21 protein-coding genes are annotated in these 18252 nt (G+C 60.2%); 1 reads left to right on the top strand and 20 read right to left on the bottom strand.

The window, feature by feature from the left end; translation table 11 throughout:
* Positions 1 to 459: 459 nt before the first annotated feature.
* The 18 genes from Q0349_RS12745 to Q0349_RS12830 all read right to left on the bottom strand — a co-directional run bounded on the left by Q0349_RS12745 (position 460) and on the right by Q0349_RS12830 (position 16008).
* Positions 460 to 1140, bottom strand: coding sequence for an ABC transporter permease subunit (locus Q0349_RS12745; RefSeq protein ID WP_298081393.1), 681 nt, complete (start codon positions 1138 to 1140; stop codon positions 460 to 462).
* The gene (locus tag Q0349_RS12750; protein ID WP_366916329.1) at positions 1141 to 1842 is read right to left on the bottom strand and encodes an ABC transporter permease subunit; all 702 of its coding nucleotides are present in this window, start codon (positions 1840 to 1842) and stop codon (positions 1141 to 1143) included.
* A gap of 17 nt (positions 1843 to 1859) precedes the next feature.
* Positions 1860 to 2633, bottom strand: a complete 774-nt coding sequence (locus Q0349_RS12755; RefSeq protein ID WP_298081395.1) for a transporter substrate-binding domain-containing protein — start codon at positions 2631 to 2633, stop codon at positions 1860 to 1862.
* A 41-nt stretch (positions 2634 to 2674) separates the two neighbouring features.
* A complete protein-coding gene (locus tag Q0349_RS12760; RefSeq protein ID WP_298081396.1) occupies positions 2675 to 3448 on the bottom strand; it encodes a transporter substrate-binding domain-containing protein in 774 nt (257 codons plus the stop codon).
* Between the two features lie 39 nt (positions 3449 to 3487).
* Positions 3488 to 4258 carry a transporter substrate-binding domain-containing protein gene (locus tag Q0349_RS12765; protein WP_298081397.1) on the bottom strand — a complete coding sequence of 257 codons (771 nt, stop codon included), beginning with the start codon at positions 4256 to 4258 and terminating at the stop codon, positions 3488 to 3490.
* 21 nt (positions 4259 to 4279) lie between these two features.
* Positions 4280 to 5056, bottom strand: coding sequence for an ATP-binding cassette domain-containing protein (locus Q0349_RS12770; RefSeq protein WP_298081398.1), 777 nt, complete (start codon positions 5054 to 5056; stop codon positions 4280 to 4282).
* 215 nt (positions 5057 to 5271) lie between these two features.
* On the bottom strand, positions 5272 to 6237 hold the full coding sequence (locus Q0349_RS12775) for a MoxR family ATPase (RefSeq protein ID WP_366916328.1): 966 nt from the start codon (positions 6235 to 6237) through the stop codon (positions 5272 to 5274).
* Positions 6234 to 7367 (bottom strand): DUF4350 domain-containing protein, encoded by a 1134-nt coding sequence (locus tag Q0349_RS12780; RefSeq protein WP_298081399.1) that lies wholly within the window; start codon positions 7365 to 7367, stop codon positions 6234 to 6236. Before Q0349_RS12780 ends, Q0349_RS12775 begins: the two co-directional genes overlap by 4 nt.
* Positions 7364 to 8770 (bottom strand): hypothetical protein, encoded by a 1407-nt coding sequence (locus Q0349_RS12785; protein ID WP_298081400.1) that lies wholly within the window; start codon positions 8768 to 8770, stop codon positions 7364 to 7366. The genes Q0349_RS12780 and Q0349_RS12785 overlap by 4 nt, the downstream gene beginning before the upstream one ends.
* Entirely contained in the window at positions 8751 to 9716 is a 966-nt protein-coding gene (locus Q0349_RS12790) for a stage II sporulation protein M (protein WP_298081401.1), read from the bottom strand. Before Q0349_RS12790 ends, Q0349_RS12785 begins: the two co-directional genes overlap by 20 nt.
* Positions 9713 to 10417 (bottom strand): RDD family protein, encoded by a 705-nt coding sequence (locus Q0349_RS12795; protein ID WP_298081402.1) that lies wholly within the window; start codon positions 10415 to 10417, stop codon positions 9713 to 9715. Before Q0349_RS12795 ends, Q0349_RS12790 begins: the two co-directional genes overlap by 4 nt.
* The gene (locus Q0349_RS12800) at positions 10417 to 10773 is read right to left on the bottom strand and encodes a hypothetical protein (RefSeq protein ID WP_298081403.1); all 357 of its coding nucleotides are present in this window, start codon (positions 10771 to 10773) and stop codon (positions 10417 to 10419) included. The genes Q0349_RS12795 and Q0349_RS12800 overlap by 1 nt, the downstream gene beginning before the upstream one ends.
* 39 nt (positions 10774 to 10812) lie before the next feature.
* Entirely contained in the window at positions 10813 to 11274 is a 462-nt protein-coding gene (locus tag Q0349_RS12805) for a hypothetical protein (protein WP_298081404.1), read from the bottom strand.
* Positions 11275 to 11447: 173 nt separating this feature from the next.
* Positions 11448 to 12140: a bifunctional protein-disulfide isomerase/oxidoreductase DsbC gene (gene dsbC / locus Q0349_RS12810; protein ID WP_298081405.1), complete on the bottom strand. Its 693-nt coding sequence runs from the start codon at positions 12138 to 12140 to the stop codon at positions 11448 to 11450.
* A gap of 136 nt (positions 12141 to 12276) precedes the next feature.
* Positions 12277 to 13977: a putative transporter gene (locus Q0349_RS12815; protein ID WP_298081406.1), complete on the bottom strand. Its 1701-nt coding sequence runs from the start codon at positions 13975 to 13977 to the stop codon at positions 12277 to 12279.
* A gap of 66 nt (positions 13978 to 14043) precedes the next feature.
* Positions 14044 to 14706, bottom strand: a complete 663-nt coding sequence (locus tag Q0349_RS12820) for a Crp/Fnr family transcriptional regulator (protein WP_298081407.1) — start codon at positions 14704 to 14706, stop codon at positions 14044 to 14046.
* Positions 14707 to 14804: 98 nt separating this feature from the next.
* Positions 14805 to 15542: a molybdopterin-binding protein gene (locus Q0349_RS12825; protein ID WP_298081408.1), complete on the bottom strand. Its 738-nt coding sequence runs from the start codon at positions 15540 to 15542 to the stop codon at positions 14805 to 14807.
* Entirely contained in the window at positions 15535 to 16008 is a 474-nt protein-coding gene (locus Q0349_RS12830) for an EamA family transporter (protein ID WP_298081409.1), read from the bottom strand. Before Q0349_RS12830 ends, Q0349_RS12825 begins: the two co-directional genes overlap by 8 nt.
* A 162-nt stretch (positions 16009 to 16170) precedes the next feature.
* Between Q0349_RS12830 and Q0349_RS12835 the strand changes: the two genes are divergently transcribed.
* Positions 16171 to 16818 (top strand): ElyC/SanA/YdcF family protein, encoded by a 648-nt coding sequence (locus Q0349_RS12835; protein WP_298081410.1) that lies wholly within the window; start codon positions 16171 to 16173, stop codon positions 16816 to 16818.
* A gap of 106 nt (positions 16819 to 16924) precedes the next feature.
* Here Q0349_RS12835 and Q0349_RS12840 read toward each other — a convergent pair whose 3' ends face one another.
* Together Q0349_RS12840 and Q0349_RS12845 are read right to left on the bottom strand one after the other, a co-directional pair.
* Positions 16925 to 17347 (bottom strand): DUF5360 family protein, encoded by a 423-nt coding sequence (locus tag Q0349_RS12840; RefSeq protein WP_298081411.1) that lies wholly within the window; start codon positions 17345 to 17347, stop codon positions 16925 to 16927.
* A 27-nt stretch (positions 17348 to 17374) separates the two neighbouring features.
* On the bottom strand, positions 17375 to 18252 hold an 878-nt coding region (locus Q0349_RS12845), incomplete at its 5' end, for a hypothetical protein (protein ID WP_298081412.1).

Consider the following 18252-nt stretch of genomic DNA (forward strand, 5'->3'; position numbering starts at 1 on the left):
GATTGATAAACCCCACCCCAGCCCTCCCCCACAGGGGGAGGGAGCCGTTCGGCGGCAGCCGCATTAACCGTTACCGGAATTTATAGTCATCCACCGAAAGCCCCATAACTGTGTTGCGTCGCCTGACCGGGCACCCTAAAAAAATGGCGAAACCATTTTGCGCCGTACAACCGCGTAAGTCTTCAGCGGTGCGCCTTGTACAGAACTTTGAGTGTATCGCTATAGCTCCGCTGCGCGTAGGGTGTGTGCCGCAGGCACGCACGCGGTTGCCGATGCAAAATCCCCCGCGTGCGTGTCGGCTGCGCCGCCACACACCCTACACACAGAATCCGCCATAGGGTGCGCCTCGGCGCACCATCCGGGTGATGGCGACGATTTTGCGGCTATAGTGATGCGCCTTGTCTGAAACTTCGGTGGATGGCTATAAAAAAACCGCCGTTACGGCGGTTTTTGCTTTTTTCACAGATGCCGGTTCAGCCGTTTTTCGATGTGGCGGAAGAGGGCGACGATGCACAGGGTGATGGCAAGGTAGACGCCAGCGGCGATGAGGAAGGGCTGGAAGGGTTCGTAGGTTTTGGTAAAGAGGGTATTGGCGACGCCGGTAATGTCGAGCAGGGTCGCGGTGCTGGCAATCGCCGAGCCGTGCAGCATGAAGATGATTTCGTTGCCGTAGGCGGGCAGTGCGCGGCGCAGGGCGCCCGGCAGGATGATGCGGGTGCGGATTTGGTTGCGGCTCATGCCGAGGGATTTGGCGGCTTCGATTTCGCCGCGCGGGGTAGTCTCAATCGCGCCGCGCACGATTTCGGCGGTGTAGGCGGCGGTGTTCAATATGAAGGAGAGCATGACCCACGGCCAGGCCTGACGCATGAGCGGCCACAGGGCAAGCTCGCGCACGCCGGGGATGCGGCCGATAACGAGGCCGATGCCGTAGTAGAAGACGTAAAGCTGCACAAGCATCGGGGTGCCGCGAAAGATGTAGCTGAAGATGTGGACGGGCAGTTTCCAGATGATTGAGCAGCGCGCGGCGAGCAGGACGCCGCAGGGGATAGCGATGGTAAGGCCGATGGCGAGCGAGAGGCCGACCAGCCACAGGGTCTGCCACAGCCCGCCGAGCCACATGAGGAGTTGGGTGTTGTCCATTTATTGTCCTTGTACTTCAAAGCCCACGGAGTAGCGCCGCCGCAGCCACCAGAGGATGGCGATGGAGAGTGTGGTGAGGAGGAGGAAGTAGCCCGCCATGGCGCCGTAGAACCAGAAGCCGGCGTAGAGGTCTTTTTTTTGGGCGGTGCGCGCGGCAGCGTTGGCGATGCGCACGATGTCTTGCAGGCCGATGATAGAGACGAGCGCGGTATTTTTCATCAGCACCAGCCAGTTGTTGCCGAGGGACGGCAGGGAATAGCGCAGCATTTGTGGCCAGGAGATACGCCAGAAGATGGTACGACGCGGGAAGCCGTAGGCGCGCGCGGCTTCGATTTGCCCTTTGGGAATGGCAAGGAAGCCGCCCCGGAAGGATTCGGCCATGTAGGCACCCATGACGAAGCCGATGACGAAGATGCCGGTGTAGAGCGGGTCGATATCGATATGCGACCAGCCGAGGCGGGTGGTGAGTGCGTTCAGCAGGTATTGGCCGCCGTAGTAGATGAGGAAGAGCTGGATGAGGTCGGGCACGCCGCGCACGAGGGTGGTGTAGGCGATAGCGGGCAGGCGCAGCCACGGGTTTTTGTGCATGCTGCCGAGGCAGGCGAGGATGCCGAAGATGAGCGAGACGAGGAGGCCGGAGAGGGCGAGCTCAAGGGTGACAAGCGCACCCTTGAGCAGTTGCTCTTTGTATTCAAGCAGGATGGTGTAGCCGTGCATGGTTATTTCGCCGTGCCGCCGGAGATGTCGTACTTGAAGTATTTGTCGTTTACTTTTTTGTACACACCGTTTTCTTTGATGGCTTTGAGTGCGGCGTTCAGGTCTTCGCGCAGTTTGTCGTCTTCTTTGCGCACGGCAATGGAGATACCTTCACCGAAGTAGGTTTTGTCGTTCACTTCCGTGCCCGCCTGTTCGAAGTCTTTGCCGGCTTCGCGTTGCAGGAAGCCGTCTTCCATCACGATTTTGTCGGCAAAAAGCAGGTCAACGCGTCCGGCGACGGCATCAAGGTTGGCTTCTTCTTGCGAGGTGTAGCGCTGGATATTGGCGTCGGGGAATTTGTCGGTGACGTAGTTGTCGAAGATGGAGGCGCGCAAGACGCCGATGACTTTGCCCTTGACGCCTTCCGGGGTCGGCTCGATGTTGCTACCTTTGGCGCGGACGAAGAGACCGGGGTTCGCGTAATACGGATCGGTGAAGGAGACGCTTTCGCGACGTTTGGGGGTGTCGTTCATGGAGGTGACGAGGGCGTCAACTTTTTTGCCTTTCAGCGCCGGGATCAGGCTTTCCCAGTCCATTTGTTCGTAACGGCATTCGCGCTTCATCTGGGCGCAGAGGGCGAGGCCGATGTCAATGTCGAAACCGATCATTTTGCCGTCGCTGCCGGTTTCGGAGAATGGCGGGTAGGTGCCGTTGGTGGCGAGGATGAGGACGTCCTCGGCGGCAAGGATCGGGGCGGTGAAGGCTACCGCGAGGGCAAGGGTCAGGATTTTTTTCATGGGTCCACCTTTGTGGTTGCGGGTTGGCGGGTTGGGGCGGTTTATTTCGCTGTCCCGCCGGAGATGTCGTACTTGAAGTATTTGTCGTTCACTTTTTTGTATTCGCCATTTTCTTTGATGGCTTTGAGTGCGGTATTCAGGTCTTCGCGCAGTTTGTCGTCGTCTTTGCGTACGCCGATGGAGATGCCCGCGCCGAAGTATTTTTTGTCGTCCACGTCGGCGCCTGCCTGTTCGAACTCTTTACCTTCGTCGCGTTGCAGGAAGCCGTCTTCCATCACGATTTTGTCGGCGAAGAGCAGGTCAACACGTCCGGCCAGGGCGTCCTGGTTGGCGTCTTCTTGCGAGGTGTAGCGCTGGATGTTGGCATCAGGGAAGTTGTCGGTGACGTAGGTGTCGAAGATGGAGGCGCGCAGTACGCCTACGGTTTTGCCTTTCACACCTGCCGGGGTCGGCTCAATGCTGCTGCCTTTGGCGCGGACGAAGATGCCGGGGTTGCTGTAATACGGGTCGGTGAAAGAGATGCTTTCGCGGCGTTCCGGGGTGTCGTTCATGGAGGCGACGATGGCGTCGATTTTGTGCGTTTTCAGCGCCGGAATCAGGCCTTCCCAGTCCATTTGTTCGTAGCGGCATTCGCGCTTCATTTGGGCACAGAGGGCGAGGCCGATGTCAATGTCAAAGCCGGTCATTTTGCCGTCGCTGCCGGTTTCGGAGAATGGCGGATAGGTGCCATCGGTGGAGAAGACCAGGACGTCGTCAGCGGCGAAGGCCGGAGCGGCGAAAGCAGCAGTGAGGGCGAGAGCTAGGATTTTTTTCATGTTTGCACCTTGATGTCTGTGGGATAAAAGGGAAAGGCGTTATTTGGCGGTACCGCCGGAGACGTCGTACTTGAAGTATTTGTCGTTCACTTTTTTGTACTCGCCGTTGGCGCGGATAGCTTTGAGCGCGGCGTTCAGGTCTTCGCGCAGTTTGCCGTCTTCTTTGCGCACGGCGATGGAGATGCCTTCGCCAAAGTATTTTTTGTCGTTTTCTTCGGGGCCGACGGCTTCGAAGTCTTTGCCTTCGTCGCGTTGCAGGAAGCCTTCTTCCATCACGACTTTATCGGCGAAGAGCAGGTCAACGCGTCCGGCGACGGCATCAAGGTTGGCTTCTTCCTGCCCGGTATAGCGCAGGATATTCGCTTCGGGGAATTTATCGGTGACGTAGTTGTCGAAGATGGAAGCGCGCAAGACACCGACGTTTTTGCCCTTTACGCCCTCTGGAGTTGGCTCAATACTGCTGCCTTTGGCGCGGACAAATAGGCCGGGGTTGGTGTAATACGGGTCGGTGAAGGCGACGCTTTCGCGGCGTTCCGGGGTGTCGTTCATGGAGGCGACGATGGCGTCGATTTTGTTGGTTTTCAGCGCCGGAATCAGGCCTTCCCAGTCGATTTGCTCGAAGCGGCATTCGCGCTTCATTTCTGCACAGAGGGCGAGGCCAATGTCGATATCGAAGCCGGTCATTTTCCCGTCTTTGATTTCGGAAAAGGGCGGGTAAGTGCCTTCAGCAGCGAGGATGAGGACATCACCAGCGGCGAACGTTTGGGCGGTAAAGCCTGCTGCGAGAGCAAGGACGAGTGTTTTTTTCATAATGTATCCCCTTTTGGAAGTTCAGCCTTTAAGGCTGTTGGACAAGAATTGGCGAACCCGTTCAGAATCGCTGTGGAAAAACAGCTTTTCCGGTCGCCCTTCCTCTTCAATCTGCCCCTGATGCAAAAACATCACATGGGTGGACACCTCGCGGGCGAACCCCATCTCGTGCGTGACCACGACCATTGTTCGCCCCTCGGCGGCCAGCTCCTGCATCAGCCGCAGCACATCGCCGACCAGTTCCGGGTCAAGCGCCGAAGTCGGTTCATCAAACAGCAAGGCGTCGGGCTCCATCGCCAGCGCGCGGGCAATCGCCACCCGCTGCTGCTGCCCGCCGGAAAGCTGGTTTGGATAATAATCGCGCCGCTCATACAGCCCGACCTTGTGCAACAGCGCCGCCGCGCGTTCCATCGCCTCGGCCTTCGGCACCTTCAGCACCTGGGTCGGCGCCTCAATCAGGTTCTGCATCACGCTCATGTGTTGCCACAAATTGAAATTCTGGAACACCATCGACAATTTCGAGCGCACCCGCTGAATCTGGCGCAGACTGCCTGCCTCGCGGCGACCGTGGCGCTTCTCCTTGATTTGCACCACCTCACCGGCAACGCGCACCTCGCCCCGGTCAGGCATCTCCAGAAAATTCAGGCAACGCAAAAAAGTACTCTTGCCCGAACCGGACGAGCCGAGAATCGAGACCACATCGCCCTTGTGCGCGGTCAGGGAAATCCCTTTCAACACCTCGACATCGCCAAAGGACTTATGAATATCAACCGCTTGCAGCGCAGGAACAGCATCCACCGGAAACTCCCAAAAAGAAAGAAGGCAATTCTACACCAGCGCCCACGCGGCGCGATGACAAAATCGGCGCCATGCCACCACCGCAACGGGTTGCGCCGCCCTGCCCTACCCTGCCGTCATTACTTTCAGGGTAGCGGGGGAGGGAGTGTTTCGGCAGATGTTTTGGGCAATGGTTGCCCCACCCTGCCCTCTCCCACAGGGGGAGGGACTTTCGTTTATTGCCGTGGCACGGGCACGGTTTGCAGCAGTTGTGCCAGCAGGCTGTCGGTGCTGATGTCGTCGATTTCGGCTTCTGCCGAGCGCTGTACGCGGTGGCGCAGGACGGCAGGGGCGAGTGCCTTGATGTCTTCGGGGATGACGTAGCCGCGTTTTTGCAGCACGGCGCGGGCGCGGGCGGTGACGAGCAGGGCGATGCCCGCGCGTGGCCCGGCGCCTGCGGAGAATTGCGGCATGGCGCGGGTTTTGCGCACCAGCGCCAGCGCGTAGTCAATGATGCGTTCGTCCACTTGTACTTCCAGCAGCGCTTTTTGCAGGGCAGGCAGGGCGGCGGCGTCCAGCAGCGGGCTGATGGCGCTGGTGTTGTTGGCGAGCGGGGTGTCAAAGCCAAGCAGGCGGGCAAGCAGCGCTTTTTCTTGCGCTTCTGCGGGGTAGTCGATGCGGCTGTTGAGGAGGAAGCGGTCAAGCTGCGCTTCGGGCAGGTGGTAGGTGCCTTCTTGTTCAAAGGGGTTTTGGGTGGCGAGTACCATGAAGGGCGCGGCGAGCGGCAGGGTTTTGCCTTCGATGGTGACTTGCCGCTCTTGCATGACTTCGAGCAGCGCCGCCTGGGTTTTGGCCGGGGCGCGGTTGATTTCGTCGGCGAGCAGCAGGTTGGTGAAGACCGGGCCGCGGCGGAATTTGAAACGGCTTTCGCCGGGGTCGTAAATCATGCTGCCGGTGATGTCGGCGGGCAGCAGGTCGGGGGTGAACTGGATGCGCTGGAACTGGCCGTTGATGGCTTTGGCAAGGCTTTCGACGAGCAGGGTTTTGCCCAGTCCCGGCACGCCTTCGATGAGGACGTGGCCGCCGCAGAGCAGCGCAATCAGCGCTTCTTCGACGACTTGTTCCTGGCCGATGATGACGCGCTGTACGGCTTCGCGCAGGGCGGCTCCGGTGGCGCAGAGTTCTTCCAGGGCTGCATTCACATTGTGCTCCTTAGCCGCGCGATGGCGGTCATGTATGCGGTAAATTCGGGTTCGTCCGACGGCACTTGTGCCGTCAGCAGGGTTTCGATGGTGGCGGCGCTGATGCCGCTTTTGTCGGCAAGGTCGGCCAGTTGTGCCGCGCGGTCGGGGTAGTGGTGTTGTCCGGCAGCGAGGTCGGCGGCAAGGCGCATTTGCACTTGTTCGCCGAGGAAGGTGTAGCCGTCGCGGTTGTCCGCCCAGTAGCCGCCTGCCGCGCGGAGGTGACGGGCGATGTCGCGCGCCGCACCCGCCGGGGGCAATAGCAATGTGCCGAAGCGCCGCCCGTGGTAGTAGAGCAACGCGATGAGGGCGAGGGCGGCGGTCGCCAGCAGCGGCCACCAACGCGCGCCCGGCCAGTGCCACGGCGGGCGTTCGCCGGGCAGGCCGCCTTGTATCAGCAGCGCCTGTTTGTGGTGTTGCAGTAGGTCGTGCAGGTAGGCGGCGTTGTCACCCTGCGCCAGCGGTACCGGGGCGTCTTTGGCGGTCTGGCCGGGGTAGGCGAAGGCGGCGCGGTTCGCCCACAGGCCGAAGTCGTGGCCGAGGGCGACGACGCGGCCACGGCCCACGGTGATCTCCAACGCCACGGTGTTGCCGTCCGCATCTTTGTGTGTGGTGGCGGTGCCGTTGTAGTCAATGCGGCGCGCGACCGGGGCGATGATGTGCAGGGCGCTGCCGTCGCGCGTGCGCCAGGTGAAGCCGTCGCTTTTTTCTTCCAGCGTCTGCCATGTCAGGCCGAAGGCTTTGCCCGCCGCATGACCGCTTTCCAGCACCAGCAGGCCGCCCGCCTCCACCCATTCGCGCAGGCGGGTTTGTTGGGATTTTGGCAAATCCGCGCCGTTGTTTTCCAGCAGCAGCGCGTCTTTGTCTGGCGGGGGGAAGGCGCCACGCGGGCGGTCGGCCAGTTCCAGTTCGGTACCGCGTTCGCGCAGGAAGTCTTGTGCCAGCGCGTAGGGGCGGTGTGCCGCCGTACCCGGCCAGCCGCGCCAGACTTGTTCCCGCGTGCCGCTGCCATCGTGTTTGGGCAGGAGGGTTGCCAGCGACAGCAGCACGACGACCAGCGCGGCTGCGATGATTCCGGCGCGCGGTTTCATACGCCCTGCCACAGCGCCAGATAGCGCTCAATCACGCTGCGTACTGCTTCGCGCGCCAGCGTCTCGTGGCCGTAAACGCCGCGTTGCCACAGCGCGAACAGCTCGCGCAGGAATTGTTGCTGCGCGGCGGGAAGCCCCGGCTGCGCGCGTTGCAGGTATTCGCTTTCGCTCTCGCCACGGATGAAGGCGGGCAGGCGGTGCCGTTCGGGCGCGGCGACCAGACGCGCGTAGAGGACGGCGAGCGCGGCAATCATGTTGCCGGAATGCCATTGTTCCAGCGCGGCATCGCGCGGCGGTGCCTTGCCGTCGTGCCAGACGTGCAAATCGGCAGTGTCGCCTGCCGCCGCTTTCGCCTGTTTCCGCCTGCCGCCGCCGCTGTAGGGGGCGATGATGACAAACAGCCACGCCGCGAGCGCCAGCGCCCCGCCAATGAGGAGGATGCGCGACAGTTCGCCGAAGCCGCTACTGCGCGGCAGATGACCCGACCAGCTTCCACCACCATTGCCATTACCGCCGCCGGAAGCCGCACGCCGGGGGACGACGCGCATTTCATACGGTCCCTGCTGCGCGTCATTGACCCGCGCCTCCCCCCAAGCCTTGTCCGCCTGCGCGTCCACCGCCTGCGCCGGGGGCGCGTGCAGCACGGCAAACGCCAGCCCGGCGGCGAGCAACAGCGCGGGCAACCGTGCCGCCAGCGCCTGCAAATCCAGCGCCAGCGCCCAGCCCTCGCTGATAATGCGGCGGTTCAGATAAAACATGAAACCGCAGGCGACATAGAGCAGCGTCGTCAGCGCTGCCAGCGGAAAATACAGCACGGCGAGACTGGCATAGAGCCAGTAGGCCGCTTCATGAAAGGCGGCGTAGTCCTGCACATACAGCGACCAGTCAATCTCAAACGGCGGCAACACATACAACATGGCGAGCAGCCACACCGCCTCCAGCAACATCAGCAAAAACAGCAGCCCGTTACTTGCGCCGCTGCCGCGGAAAAAACGCAGCCGCTCGCGGTAGGCGCGACCATCGACCTCCTCCAGCAGGCGCAGCGCATGACGCACCGGCGCCATTGCCCGCGCGAAACGCAGCAGCGTCAATTCGGCAACGATGCCGGGGGCAAAGGCAGATTTCTGCTCGCGCCAAAAATCCGCCTCCTCATGAAAAACCAGACGGCTCAGGCGCACGAGCGGCGGGCGCTCATACAGCGGCTTCAGCCACCACACCACCACAATCGCCCACAGCGGATCGCCGCTCACCGCCCACACCACGAGCGCGAGCACAACCGCCACGCACCACAGCGGCAACAGCGTGCGCAGCAGGCTGAAACCATACAGCCGCGCCACCATAAAACCGAGATTGAGCGCCTCCTTCGGCGTGCGGGCACGCACCTTAATCGACAATTGGCGCATAGCCGCGTCCTGCCAGGGTGAAATAGGCAATCACCAGCGCCCAGCACAGCGCGCCGCTCATGTATTTGACGGCGGGCGGCAGCCAAATCGCCGACCAAAACGCCTCTACCAGCGCGGCGAGGAAAAAGAGCAGCACCACCACCACCAAAATTGGGAAGAAGCGCTGCACCAGCGCGCGCGTCGCGTCGCCGCGCCGCTGCCGGCCGGGGACAAACAGCCCGCGCGCCAGCGCCAACCCGCAAGCGCCGGCAAAAAGAATGGCGGTGATTTCAAAGGCGGCGTGGGTGATGACGAAGGGGAAGAAGGTAACGTTGGCATAGCCGAGGGTAATCATGTGCGCGCTGACGATGCCGAAGAGCCAGCCGTTATAAATCAGCGCGACAAAGACGCCGACGCCGAGCAGCGCGCCGCCCGCCACCGTGTGCAGGCCGATGCCGGTGTTGTTGCTCAAATAATGGCCGAACATCAGCACATCGCTGTCCGCGCCGCGACTCTCGCCGATGCGCCGGTTCTCGTCCGGCTTGTACATCTCCGCGTACTCCTGCGCCTGCTCCGCCGCCAGCTCCGGCAACACCAGCCCGACGCCGAGCGCGGCCAACATCGGCAACACAAACAGCGCCGTCGCCAGCGCCAGATAGCGCCACTCGCGCCGCACCGCCTGCGGTAACTCATACAAAAAATAAGCGGCAACCTTCGCGCCGCTGCCGCGCTGACGGCGGTATAACAACTGATGCCCCTGCATGGCAAGACGCTGCAACCGCGCCAGGAGCGCGGGCGAAAACCCGGCATTCTCCGCATAAACAAGCTGCTCACACAGCGCGCGATACGCCGGCGGAAAATCCAGACGCAAATCCTGATTGCGCGTCTCGCGTTCGCGTTGCCAGAAAAAATGCTCTAGCGCCTGCCATGACGCCTCATGCGTGGCGACAAACTGCTGTTCCTTCATGCGTTGCCATCCATGCCGCGCAAATAGCGACCCCAGGCGCGCAGCAGCGTCACCCGCTCTCGCGGCGTGCAATCAGGCATCTTTGCCGCGAGCGGCGCGCTCAATTCCAGCAAACGCTCCTCGTGATGCGAATCGGCATAGGCGGCAAAATCCATCAGCACCCGCTGCTCATGCCGCGCCAAGCGCCACGGCGGCGGTGCGACCTCGCCCGCCTGCAACGTGCGCAGCCGCGCTTGCGGCGGCTGACGGAAAATCACCACCGTGCCCGCCATCCAGTCGCCGAGACGCTGATTCTTCGGGCTAAGGGTGAGGGCAAGCGCACCGATACCAAAAAAGGCGGGCAGCCAGTCGAGATAACGCAGCACATTGCGCCACGCCGCCTGCGTCATCGACAGCGGCATCAAATCGGCGCTGATGACCTGCAAATTGAGCCAACGCTTGCCGGGGGTAACGCCGCGCCACAGCCATTCAAAATAAAAAAAATAGCCCCAGATGAGTAGGAAGGCGAGCGCCAAAAAAATCCCCAGCCCCGCCGCGCCAGGCGAAATCCACGCCCGCAAAAAAGCCAACACAACAAGGCTCGCGACAATAATCAGCGCATCGCACAAAAACGCCTGCGCCCGCGACAGCGGGTCGGCAAGCACGGCAACCAGCTGCACCCCCTCCGGGGTTTCCACATAAAGCGCGTCATCGAGGAGCATTAACGGCCTGCCGTTGCCAGCATGGCAAGCCACCCAAACAGGGCGATAGTGCCAAAAATAATAGCGATCAACATCAGCACACCGAGCAGGCGGATAATCTTCATCTGTGCTTCGCAGGCGCGCTCAATATCGCCTGCCTCGCCGCTATCCATCGCCGTCGTACACGCCTTGTAATAAGCACGAAAAAGAACAATCTGCCAAATCCCCATCGCCAGCGAATAAAGATTCCAAAGAAGATCCTTGCCATTATTGCTAAAAAACAACAGCAGCGTAAAAAAGACGTTGATAATCATCACAACAAACATGGCAAAGCTCCAGCGGGCGGCCGCAGGCAAATGTTCCGAAATATTGTTCATAAAAATTCCTTGTCCCAAATACAAAAAAGCGAAGGGCAGTTACGAAAGTATCCCGCCCAGCAAACCAAAAACAAAGCCAATAATAGTCAAGATGGCACTTATCTTGAAAAAAGAAGTGCTGCTGATAAAACACTGCTCCGCATCATCCATATTGCCGCCCGTCTGCAACGCCTTGCTGGCATCGGCATAACGCCGCATCCGCATACCCAGCACCCCAAAAATAATCATGGCGGGCAATCCCACGATTATCCCTATAAACAGAAATATTCTTACATCCTCGTTTTTCAGACTTCCTGGAAGAATGGCTGAACCAGATTTTATCAACAGCACAATGCCTACCGGAACGGCAATGACACCGAGAAAATACCCCACGCTTTGCACCCGCGCCCAAAAAGCGCCCTTGGACAAATACTCCACCATCGCCGGGGTCAGTTCCCCGTCCGGCGCAATCGTCTGCAGGGAAGACTGCGGCGCGCGGTACAAATTGTCATCAGAACTCATGTATTCACTCCTTTTTGCTTGATAAACCGGTGGTCAATGACCGCAGGCGAGTATAAAACATTTCCACTCTTTCATGAACCCGCTTCATCTTTCGCGCCCGCCTGTGCGGGGCGTCGCCGGGTACCGCGCGACAACGAAAAAGCGCCCTTGCGGGCGCCTATTTTGGGCAGGTTTTAGGACGATGCCTCGTTTTGCAACATTTTCAGCAAATCGTCCGGCTTGTAATAGCCGGGAATAAGCGTGCCTTTCGGGGTAATGATGGCGGGGGTACCCTGCACGCCAAACTGGTGGCCGAGCTGGTAGTGCTTTTTCACCTTGTCGGCGCGGGTTTCGGCGATGTCCTTGCCGTTTTCGAGGTCGGCGAGCAGTTGCGCGCGGTTTTCTTTGGCGGAAAAGACGGTTTCCATCTGCCGTGCGATTTTGCTGCCGACGCCGCTGCGCGGGAAGGCGAGGTAGCGCACGGTGATGCCGCGCTCGTTCAGCGCACCGATGTCCTTGTGCAGCAGTTGGCAGTAGTGGCAGGAGGTGTCGAAGAAAACGGTGATGGCGTATTTTTCGTTTTTCGCCGGGAAGAGGATCATCTCGTCTTTCAGCGCTTCCAGTTTGGGCAAAAGCGGGCGGTTGCTGAGGTCAATCGGCCCCTTGTCGCCCAGTTCGACCAGGTCGCCTTGCAGGTAGTATTTGCCGTCTTCGGTGGCATAGAAAATGCCCTGTTCGGTGATGACGCTGCGCATTCCGGGGATGGGGCTGTCGCCGATTTCCACGCTTTTCAGGCCGAAGTCGTGCAGTTTTTTGCTGATGATGGCGTCATCGGCGTGCGCGCTGGCGGCCAGGGCGAGCAGGGTCAGGGCTATGGTTTTTTTCATGTTTTTCTCTGTTGTGGGGAAAGGGCGCGGATTATAGCGCATCGTTTCTTGCGCGCGCGTTGCGTTTTTGTGTGGCGGCGGCTCAATTTACCCGTATAAAAACCGCCCCGAAAGGCGGGGACGGTTGGCAACGGTATCAGCCGACCGGCGCGTGGTAAAACAACACGATCAGCACCTGACCGACCATGATGCGCATGAAGGTGGTAAGCGGATAGACGGCGGCGTATTTGAGCGCGGTCTGGTCGGATTGGGAGATTTCTGTCGCAAACGGCAGTACCGGCGCGCCGGTGTGCGAGCCGGTGAGCAGGCCGCAGATTTCCGGGAAGGTCAGTTTGCCCCAGAGGCGGGCGGTGATGGCGGTGATGAGGAGCGGTACGGTGGTGATGGCGATGCCGAGCGCCATCCAGTAGAGGCCGTCGCCGTCTTTGAGCGCGGCGAAGAAGGCCGGACCGACGCTCAGGCCAACGCTGGCGAGGAAGAGGGCGAGGCCGAGTTCGCGCACCATCAGGTTGGCGCTTTGCGAGACGTAGTGCGTGACCGAGAAGCGTCCGCCGTAGCGGCTAATCAGGATGGCGACAATCAGCGGCCCGCCGGCAAGACCGAGTTTGACCGGCACCGGCACGCCGGGAATCGGGATGGGGATGGCGCCCAAGACGATGCCGAGGGTGATGCCGAGGAAGAGTTCGGCGATGTGCGGGATTTGCAGGTCGCGCTTGGAGTTGCCGAAGGCGCTGACGGCGTGGCGGAGGTGGCTGTCGTCGCCGATAAGGGTGATGGAGTCGCCGAATTGCAGGCGGGTGTTGCGGTCGGGAACAAATTCAATCCCGGCGCGGCGGACGCGACTGATGTTCACGCCGTAGCGTTCGTGGATGTTGAGGCTGGAGAGTTTTTTGTTGCAAACGCCGCTTTGGGTGACGTTCACCCGCATCGAGTTGATGTAGGCGGGCGAGGTGGTGCGCGGGTTTTCGCTGAAGATGCTGGTGCTGACCTGACCGCCGATGAGGGTCATCAGCCGGTCGGTTTCGTCGTCGCGGGCGATGACGAGGAGGATGTCGCCCTGCTGGATGTGTTTGCTGTCGTCGGCGAGGGTGATTTCGCCATTGCGGGCGAGGCGCGAGACGGCGAAGCTGGTCGGCAGGATTTGCCGCACGGCGGCGACGGTTTTGCCCACCAGCATCGGGTTTTCCACTTGCAGCGCGATGCGGGTGACGGAGGCGGTGCCGGCGCGCAGGCGGCGCAGGGTCAGGCGTTTTTCGGCCTGTACGTTGATGCGGAAGCCGTATTTGACGAGGAAGATGGCGGCAATCAGCCCCATCACCCCGCCCGGATAGGCTGCGGCGTAACCAGCGGCCATTTGCACCGCTTGGCTGCCGTCACCGACGAGGTTGGTCAGCGTCTGCTGCGCCGCGCCGAGGCCGGGGGTGTTGGTAACTGCGCCCTGCATGATGCCGACGAGGATGGGCAGGTCGCCGCTGCCCATCTGGTAAAAGGCGAGGACAATCAGCACGTCAAACAGCACCACGACAAGCATCAGCGCGTTCAGCTTCAGCCCTTCGCGCTGGAACGAGGCGAAGAAGCCGGGGCCGACCTGCAAACCGATGGTGTACACAAAAAGAATCAGCCCAAATTCCTTGACGAAATGGGTGATGTGTTCATTGATGGTAAAGCCGAGGTAGGAGAGGATGATGCCGGTGAACAGCACCAGCGTCACGCCGAAGGTGATGCCGAAAATGCGCAGGCGACCAAGCGCGGCGCCGCTGAAGATGGTGAGGGCGTAGATGACGGCGGTGTAGGCGACGCTCTCGTGTTGGGTGAATAGCTGGGTAAGCCAGTGCATGGACAGTCCTCGCGGGCGATATTAAAAAACGGTATTTTATCGCGAACGGGGACAGTCGCGACGAAATCAGGCGTCCTTCAGCTTCGCCCAGTCATGCACCGTCACCCCGCGCTGATCCCAGGTCAGCACCGCTTCCTGCTCCAGTTGCTTGAGCAGGCGCGACAGCGTCTCCGCGCGGATGGCGAGGTATTCGGCGAGGTCTTTCTTGTTGATGTCGAGCGGATACAGCGCGCCGTTCTTGCGCTCGCCCTGCATATGGTCGCGCAGATAATGCAAAAGGCGGGTGCGCGCATCGAACACGCTCAGCATCTCGATTTGCGTACTCAAAATCTGCACATATTCCGACAACGCGCCCATGATGGCGAGACACAACTCCGCGTTTTTCAAAAGAATCTCGCGGAACTCGCGGTTATTGATGACCAGCAGCTCGGTGTCTTCGGTGGCGATGGCGTTGGCGGGATATGTGTCATGGCGCATGAACATCAGCGCCTCGCCAAAACTCTGGCCACGGCTGAACAGCTTGATCGTCTTCTCCTTGCCATCCGGCGCGGAAAAATAAAGGCGCACCGTGCCGGAAAGGACGAGGAAAAAATCGGTAGTCTTCTGATTTTTGGAGAAAATCATGCTACCTGCCGAATAACGGCGACGGTGCTGGTGCCGGGTCAGACGCTGGCGGTCTTCCGGCGACAGCGGGGAAAGAAGGTAATGTTTTTCAAAGACATCAGTCATGGCGGCACCTGCGGGCAGAGAAATGTCAAGCCATTATAGACGTAAAGCGGACTGCAAGACTTCTGAATACCGCCTGCCCCGTCACCCGCCTGCCGTCATCATGCAGAATGTGCCTGCCACTTGAGCTGTGCCGCATCCAGCAACTCCCGCGCAGCGGCAAGCGCGGATTCCACCGCTGCCGGTTCGCCGTCAAAACCCAGCTCGCTTTCAAAATGCAGCTTCGGCAGGCTGGACACCGCCACCTGCGGGAAACGCGCTTCCAGTTCGCACATGACAGGCGCGAGCTGGCTTTCCGGCGCGAACACATCCAGCGCCGCATAGTGCCGCGCGCGGCCATCGGCGCGGTAAAACGTATCCAGCACCCAGTCCATCATCGGCTGCGCCATCTGCGGAAAGCCCGGCACGCAGTGAATGCCGCGCAGCGAGAAGCCCGGAATGCCATTGACCGGATTGGGAATCAGGCTGGCGCCCTGCGGAAAATGAATCAGCTCGCGCCGCGCCGGGGTGAAATCCGCCGCGCCATATTTGGCGAGCAGCAGCGCCTCGCCCTCCGGGTGAAATTCGAGCGGCACGCCGCAGGCCTCGGCGACCGCCTGCCGTGTGCGGTCATCCGGCGTCGCGCCGATGCCGCCAAAACTCAAGACCACCTCGCCCGCTTCCAGTGCGCGGCGGTAATGGGCGACCAGCGCCGCCGCGTCATCGCCCAAAAAATGCGCTGCGGCAAGACGCAGCCCGCGCGCCTCGCACGCCGCCCGCGTGTTGGCAAAATGCACGTCCTGCCGCCGCCCGCTCAAAATCTCGTTGCCAATCACCAATAATTGCAAACACTTACTCATGACCCTGCTCCACCTGAACCGAAGAAGACACGGGCGCGGGTGCAGACGGCTTCAGCGTCAGACACACCACCCCGCAGACAATCAGCGCGATGCCAAACCACTCGCGCGCGCTCAGCCGCTCGCCGAGGAAAGCAACGGCGAAAAAGGCGACGAACACCACCGACAGCTTGTCCACCGGGGCGACGTGCGCCGCCTGCCCCAGTTGCAACGCCTTGAAATAAAAGAGCCACGACAACCCTGTCGCCGTCGCCGACAGCGCGAGAAACAGCCACTGCTTGCCGCCGACAGTGGCGGGCGACTGCCACTTGCCGAGAAAACTGACCCACAGCGCGACAATGCCGACGATGAACACCGTGCGGATAAACGTCGCAAAATCGCTGTCCAGCCCCTCCAGCCCGATTTTGGCAAAAATGGCGGTCAGCGCGGCAAACACCGCTGATAACAAAGCAAAAAACAGCCAGGACATAACGCCCTCCTTCATAAAAAAAATCTGCGCGCATGATAGCGCCAAACGGCATGACAGGCGGCCTGCCTTCGCAACGCGGACGGTCTGAAGCGGGCGGGAACCGCATCATGGCGGACTTTGCGGCGGTTTCGCGCTAACATGAGCGCTTGTTTGGAGGAGCCTGTGTTACGTCGATTGATTTACTGGGGATTGTTGTTGCTGGCGCTGGCACTCGCGGTGCCGGCGGGATGCTATGCCTGGATTTCCTGGAGCAGCCGCAGCTATCTCTATGACAGCGTGGCAGAAATCCCGGCGCGACCGCTGGCGCTGGTACTCGGCACGGCGAAATACACCACCGATGGCCGCGTCAATCTCTATTACCGCGCCCGCATTGACGCGGCGGCGGCGCTCTACCGCAGCGGCAAGGCGCAATACTTCATCGTCAGCGGCGACAACCGCAGCCTTTCCTATAACGAACCGGCGCAGATGCGCGCCGACCTCATCGCCGCTGGCATTCCCGCCGCGCGCATCCAGCCCGATTACGCCGGACTGCGCACGCTCGACAGCGTCTTGCGCGCCGACCGCGTCTTTGGCAACCGCGACTACATCATCGTCAGCCAGCCCTTTCACAACGCGCGCGCGGTATTCCTCGCCCGCCACCACGGCCAGGCGGTGATTGCGCTCAACGCCGCCGACCCGATGCAGTTGCGCTATCGCCTGAAAACACAGGTGCGCGAAATCGGCGCACGAATGCGCGCGGTGTGGGACGTGATTTCCGGCAAAGAAGCGCGCCACTACGGCGAGCCGATTCCGTTTCCGCCAGAAGATTGAGGCGCGCGTAGGGGCGGTTAGGCAAAGCCGTAACTGCCCGTTTATAGCCATCCTCACAAACCGATAAAAAAACCGCCTTTCCGGGCAATTTTTAATGCGTACGCCATTACCGCCACAATTCCCGCAGCGCATAGGCACAGGCGGCGGGAATCAGCATTAACCCCATATTCGGCAGCCACCATAACCATTCAAAATCTTTGGCAATCGCCCAATAGCTAATAGCCATTAACCCGGTAGCAAAAGTCAGCGTCAGGGTTATCAGCAACAACGCCTGCGCGGCGGAAGAAAACGGCTGGTGTCTGCTCAGCCATGCCCAGGCTAAACCGCTACCGATGGCGCATAAATCCAGCGGCAAAAATGACCAGTTCCAGGCAATCACGGCGGGCGTGCTGTAATCCCGAAAGGCGAGCGATGGCGGAATCAGGTGCAATGCGGTTGCCAACCAATAAAGCAGCAGGCCGAAGTCAATGATGAGTAACAGGGATTGGGTGAGACGCAGGCGTTTGACAAGCGTGGCATTGATAGGCATGGGTAATTCCGGTTTTGATGAACAAGTTTAATGCTGTTTTTGCCAGGATTTGGCGGCGGGAAGCAGGGTACATTGACTGTCGCCAATGCTATCTGCGGGATAGTCTGTATATAGTGTGATGACGGTGATTCCATCCGCGGCTTTGAATGAACCTTGCGGGGATTCATTGGCATAGAGCGACAGGAATAGCGGTTTTCCCTGAATGGCAAGCCGGTAATAGCGCTTTATAATCATGTCCGGTTCATCTTTGGGGCAGGGTTCGGTGATGGGTTCCATAATGGTGGATGCCTTGAACTGGCGGCGCAGATATTTCTCGCACAGCGCCGGGTTTTCGCAATGATGAAAGCTTTCAAACCATATCCGGGCAATCCGTTGATGATTATCCGCGAATGCCTTTACCCAGGCATTCCCGGTATCGCCACCGATGGAAGGGGTTGGATAACCGAGCTGCACGGTAAGCCGCCGCTTATATTTGGGAAAGCCAACCAGACGGCTGCGCCCGTCAAATTCGTTCGTATGGTCAAACGCTTTGCGCAATTTCTTGCGCGCTTTATGCGCTACCGGTTTATTGTCTATTTCCCAGACAATGCCTTTTATATCCGCCAAATCGTGCCAGTCGCCACGCTTTGCCATCAATTTGGCGACGCGCTGCATGGGCGAGGATTCTTTTTCGACGTCAATATCGCTTTCGTCGCCGATTTCATCTGCACCTGCAATACGCAGCCGCTCAAAGGTATCAAATTCTACTTTGCGGATGAAGGCTTCAGCGCGTTCCAGTTTTGCCTGGTATTCCTTGTCTCTTTTTTCCTGCTCCGGGTCAGAATGGAAAAAATGGATACGCCCCAGCCTGGATGTTTGGTCTTCACCGGCATCCTTCGGGAAAGAGAATTTTACAGGGTATGCCG

The sequence above is a fragment of the uncultured Cardiobacterium sp. genome (assembly GCF_938028185.1).
In the GTDB taxonomy this organism is placed as follows: domain Bacteria; phylum Pseudomonadota; class Gammaproteobacteria; order Cardiobacteriales; family Cardiobacteriaceae; genus Cardiobacterium.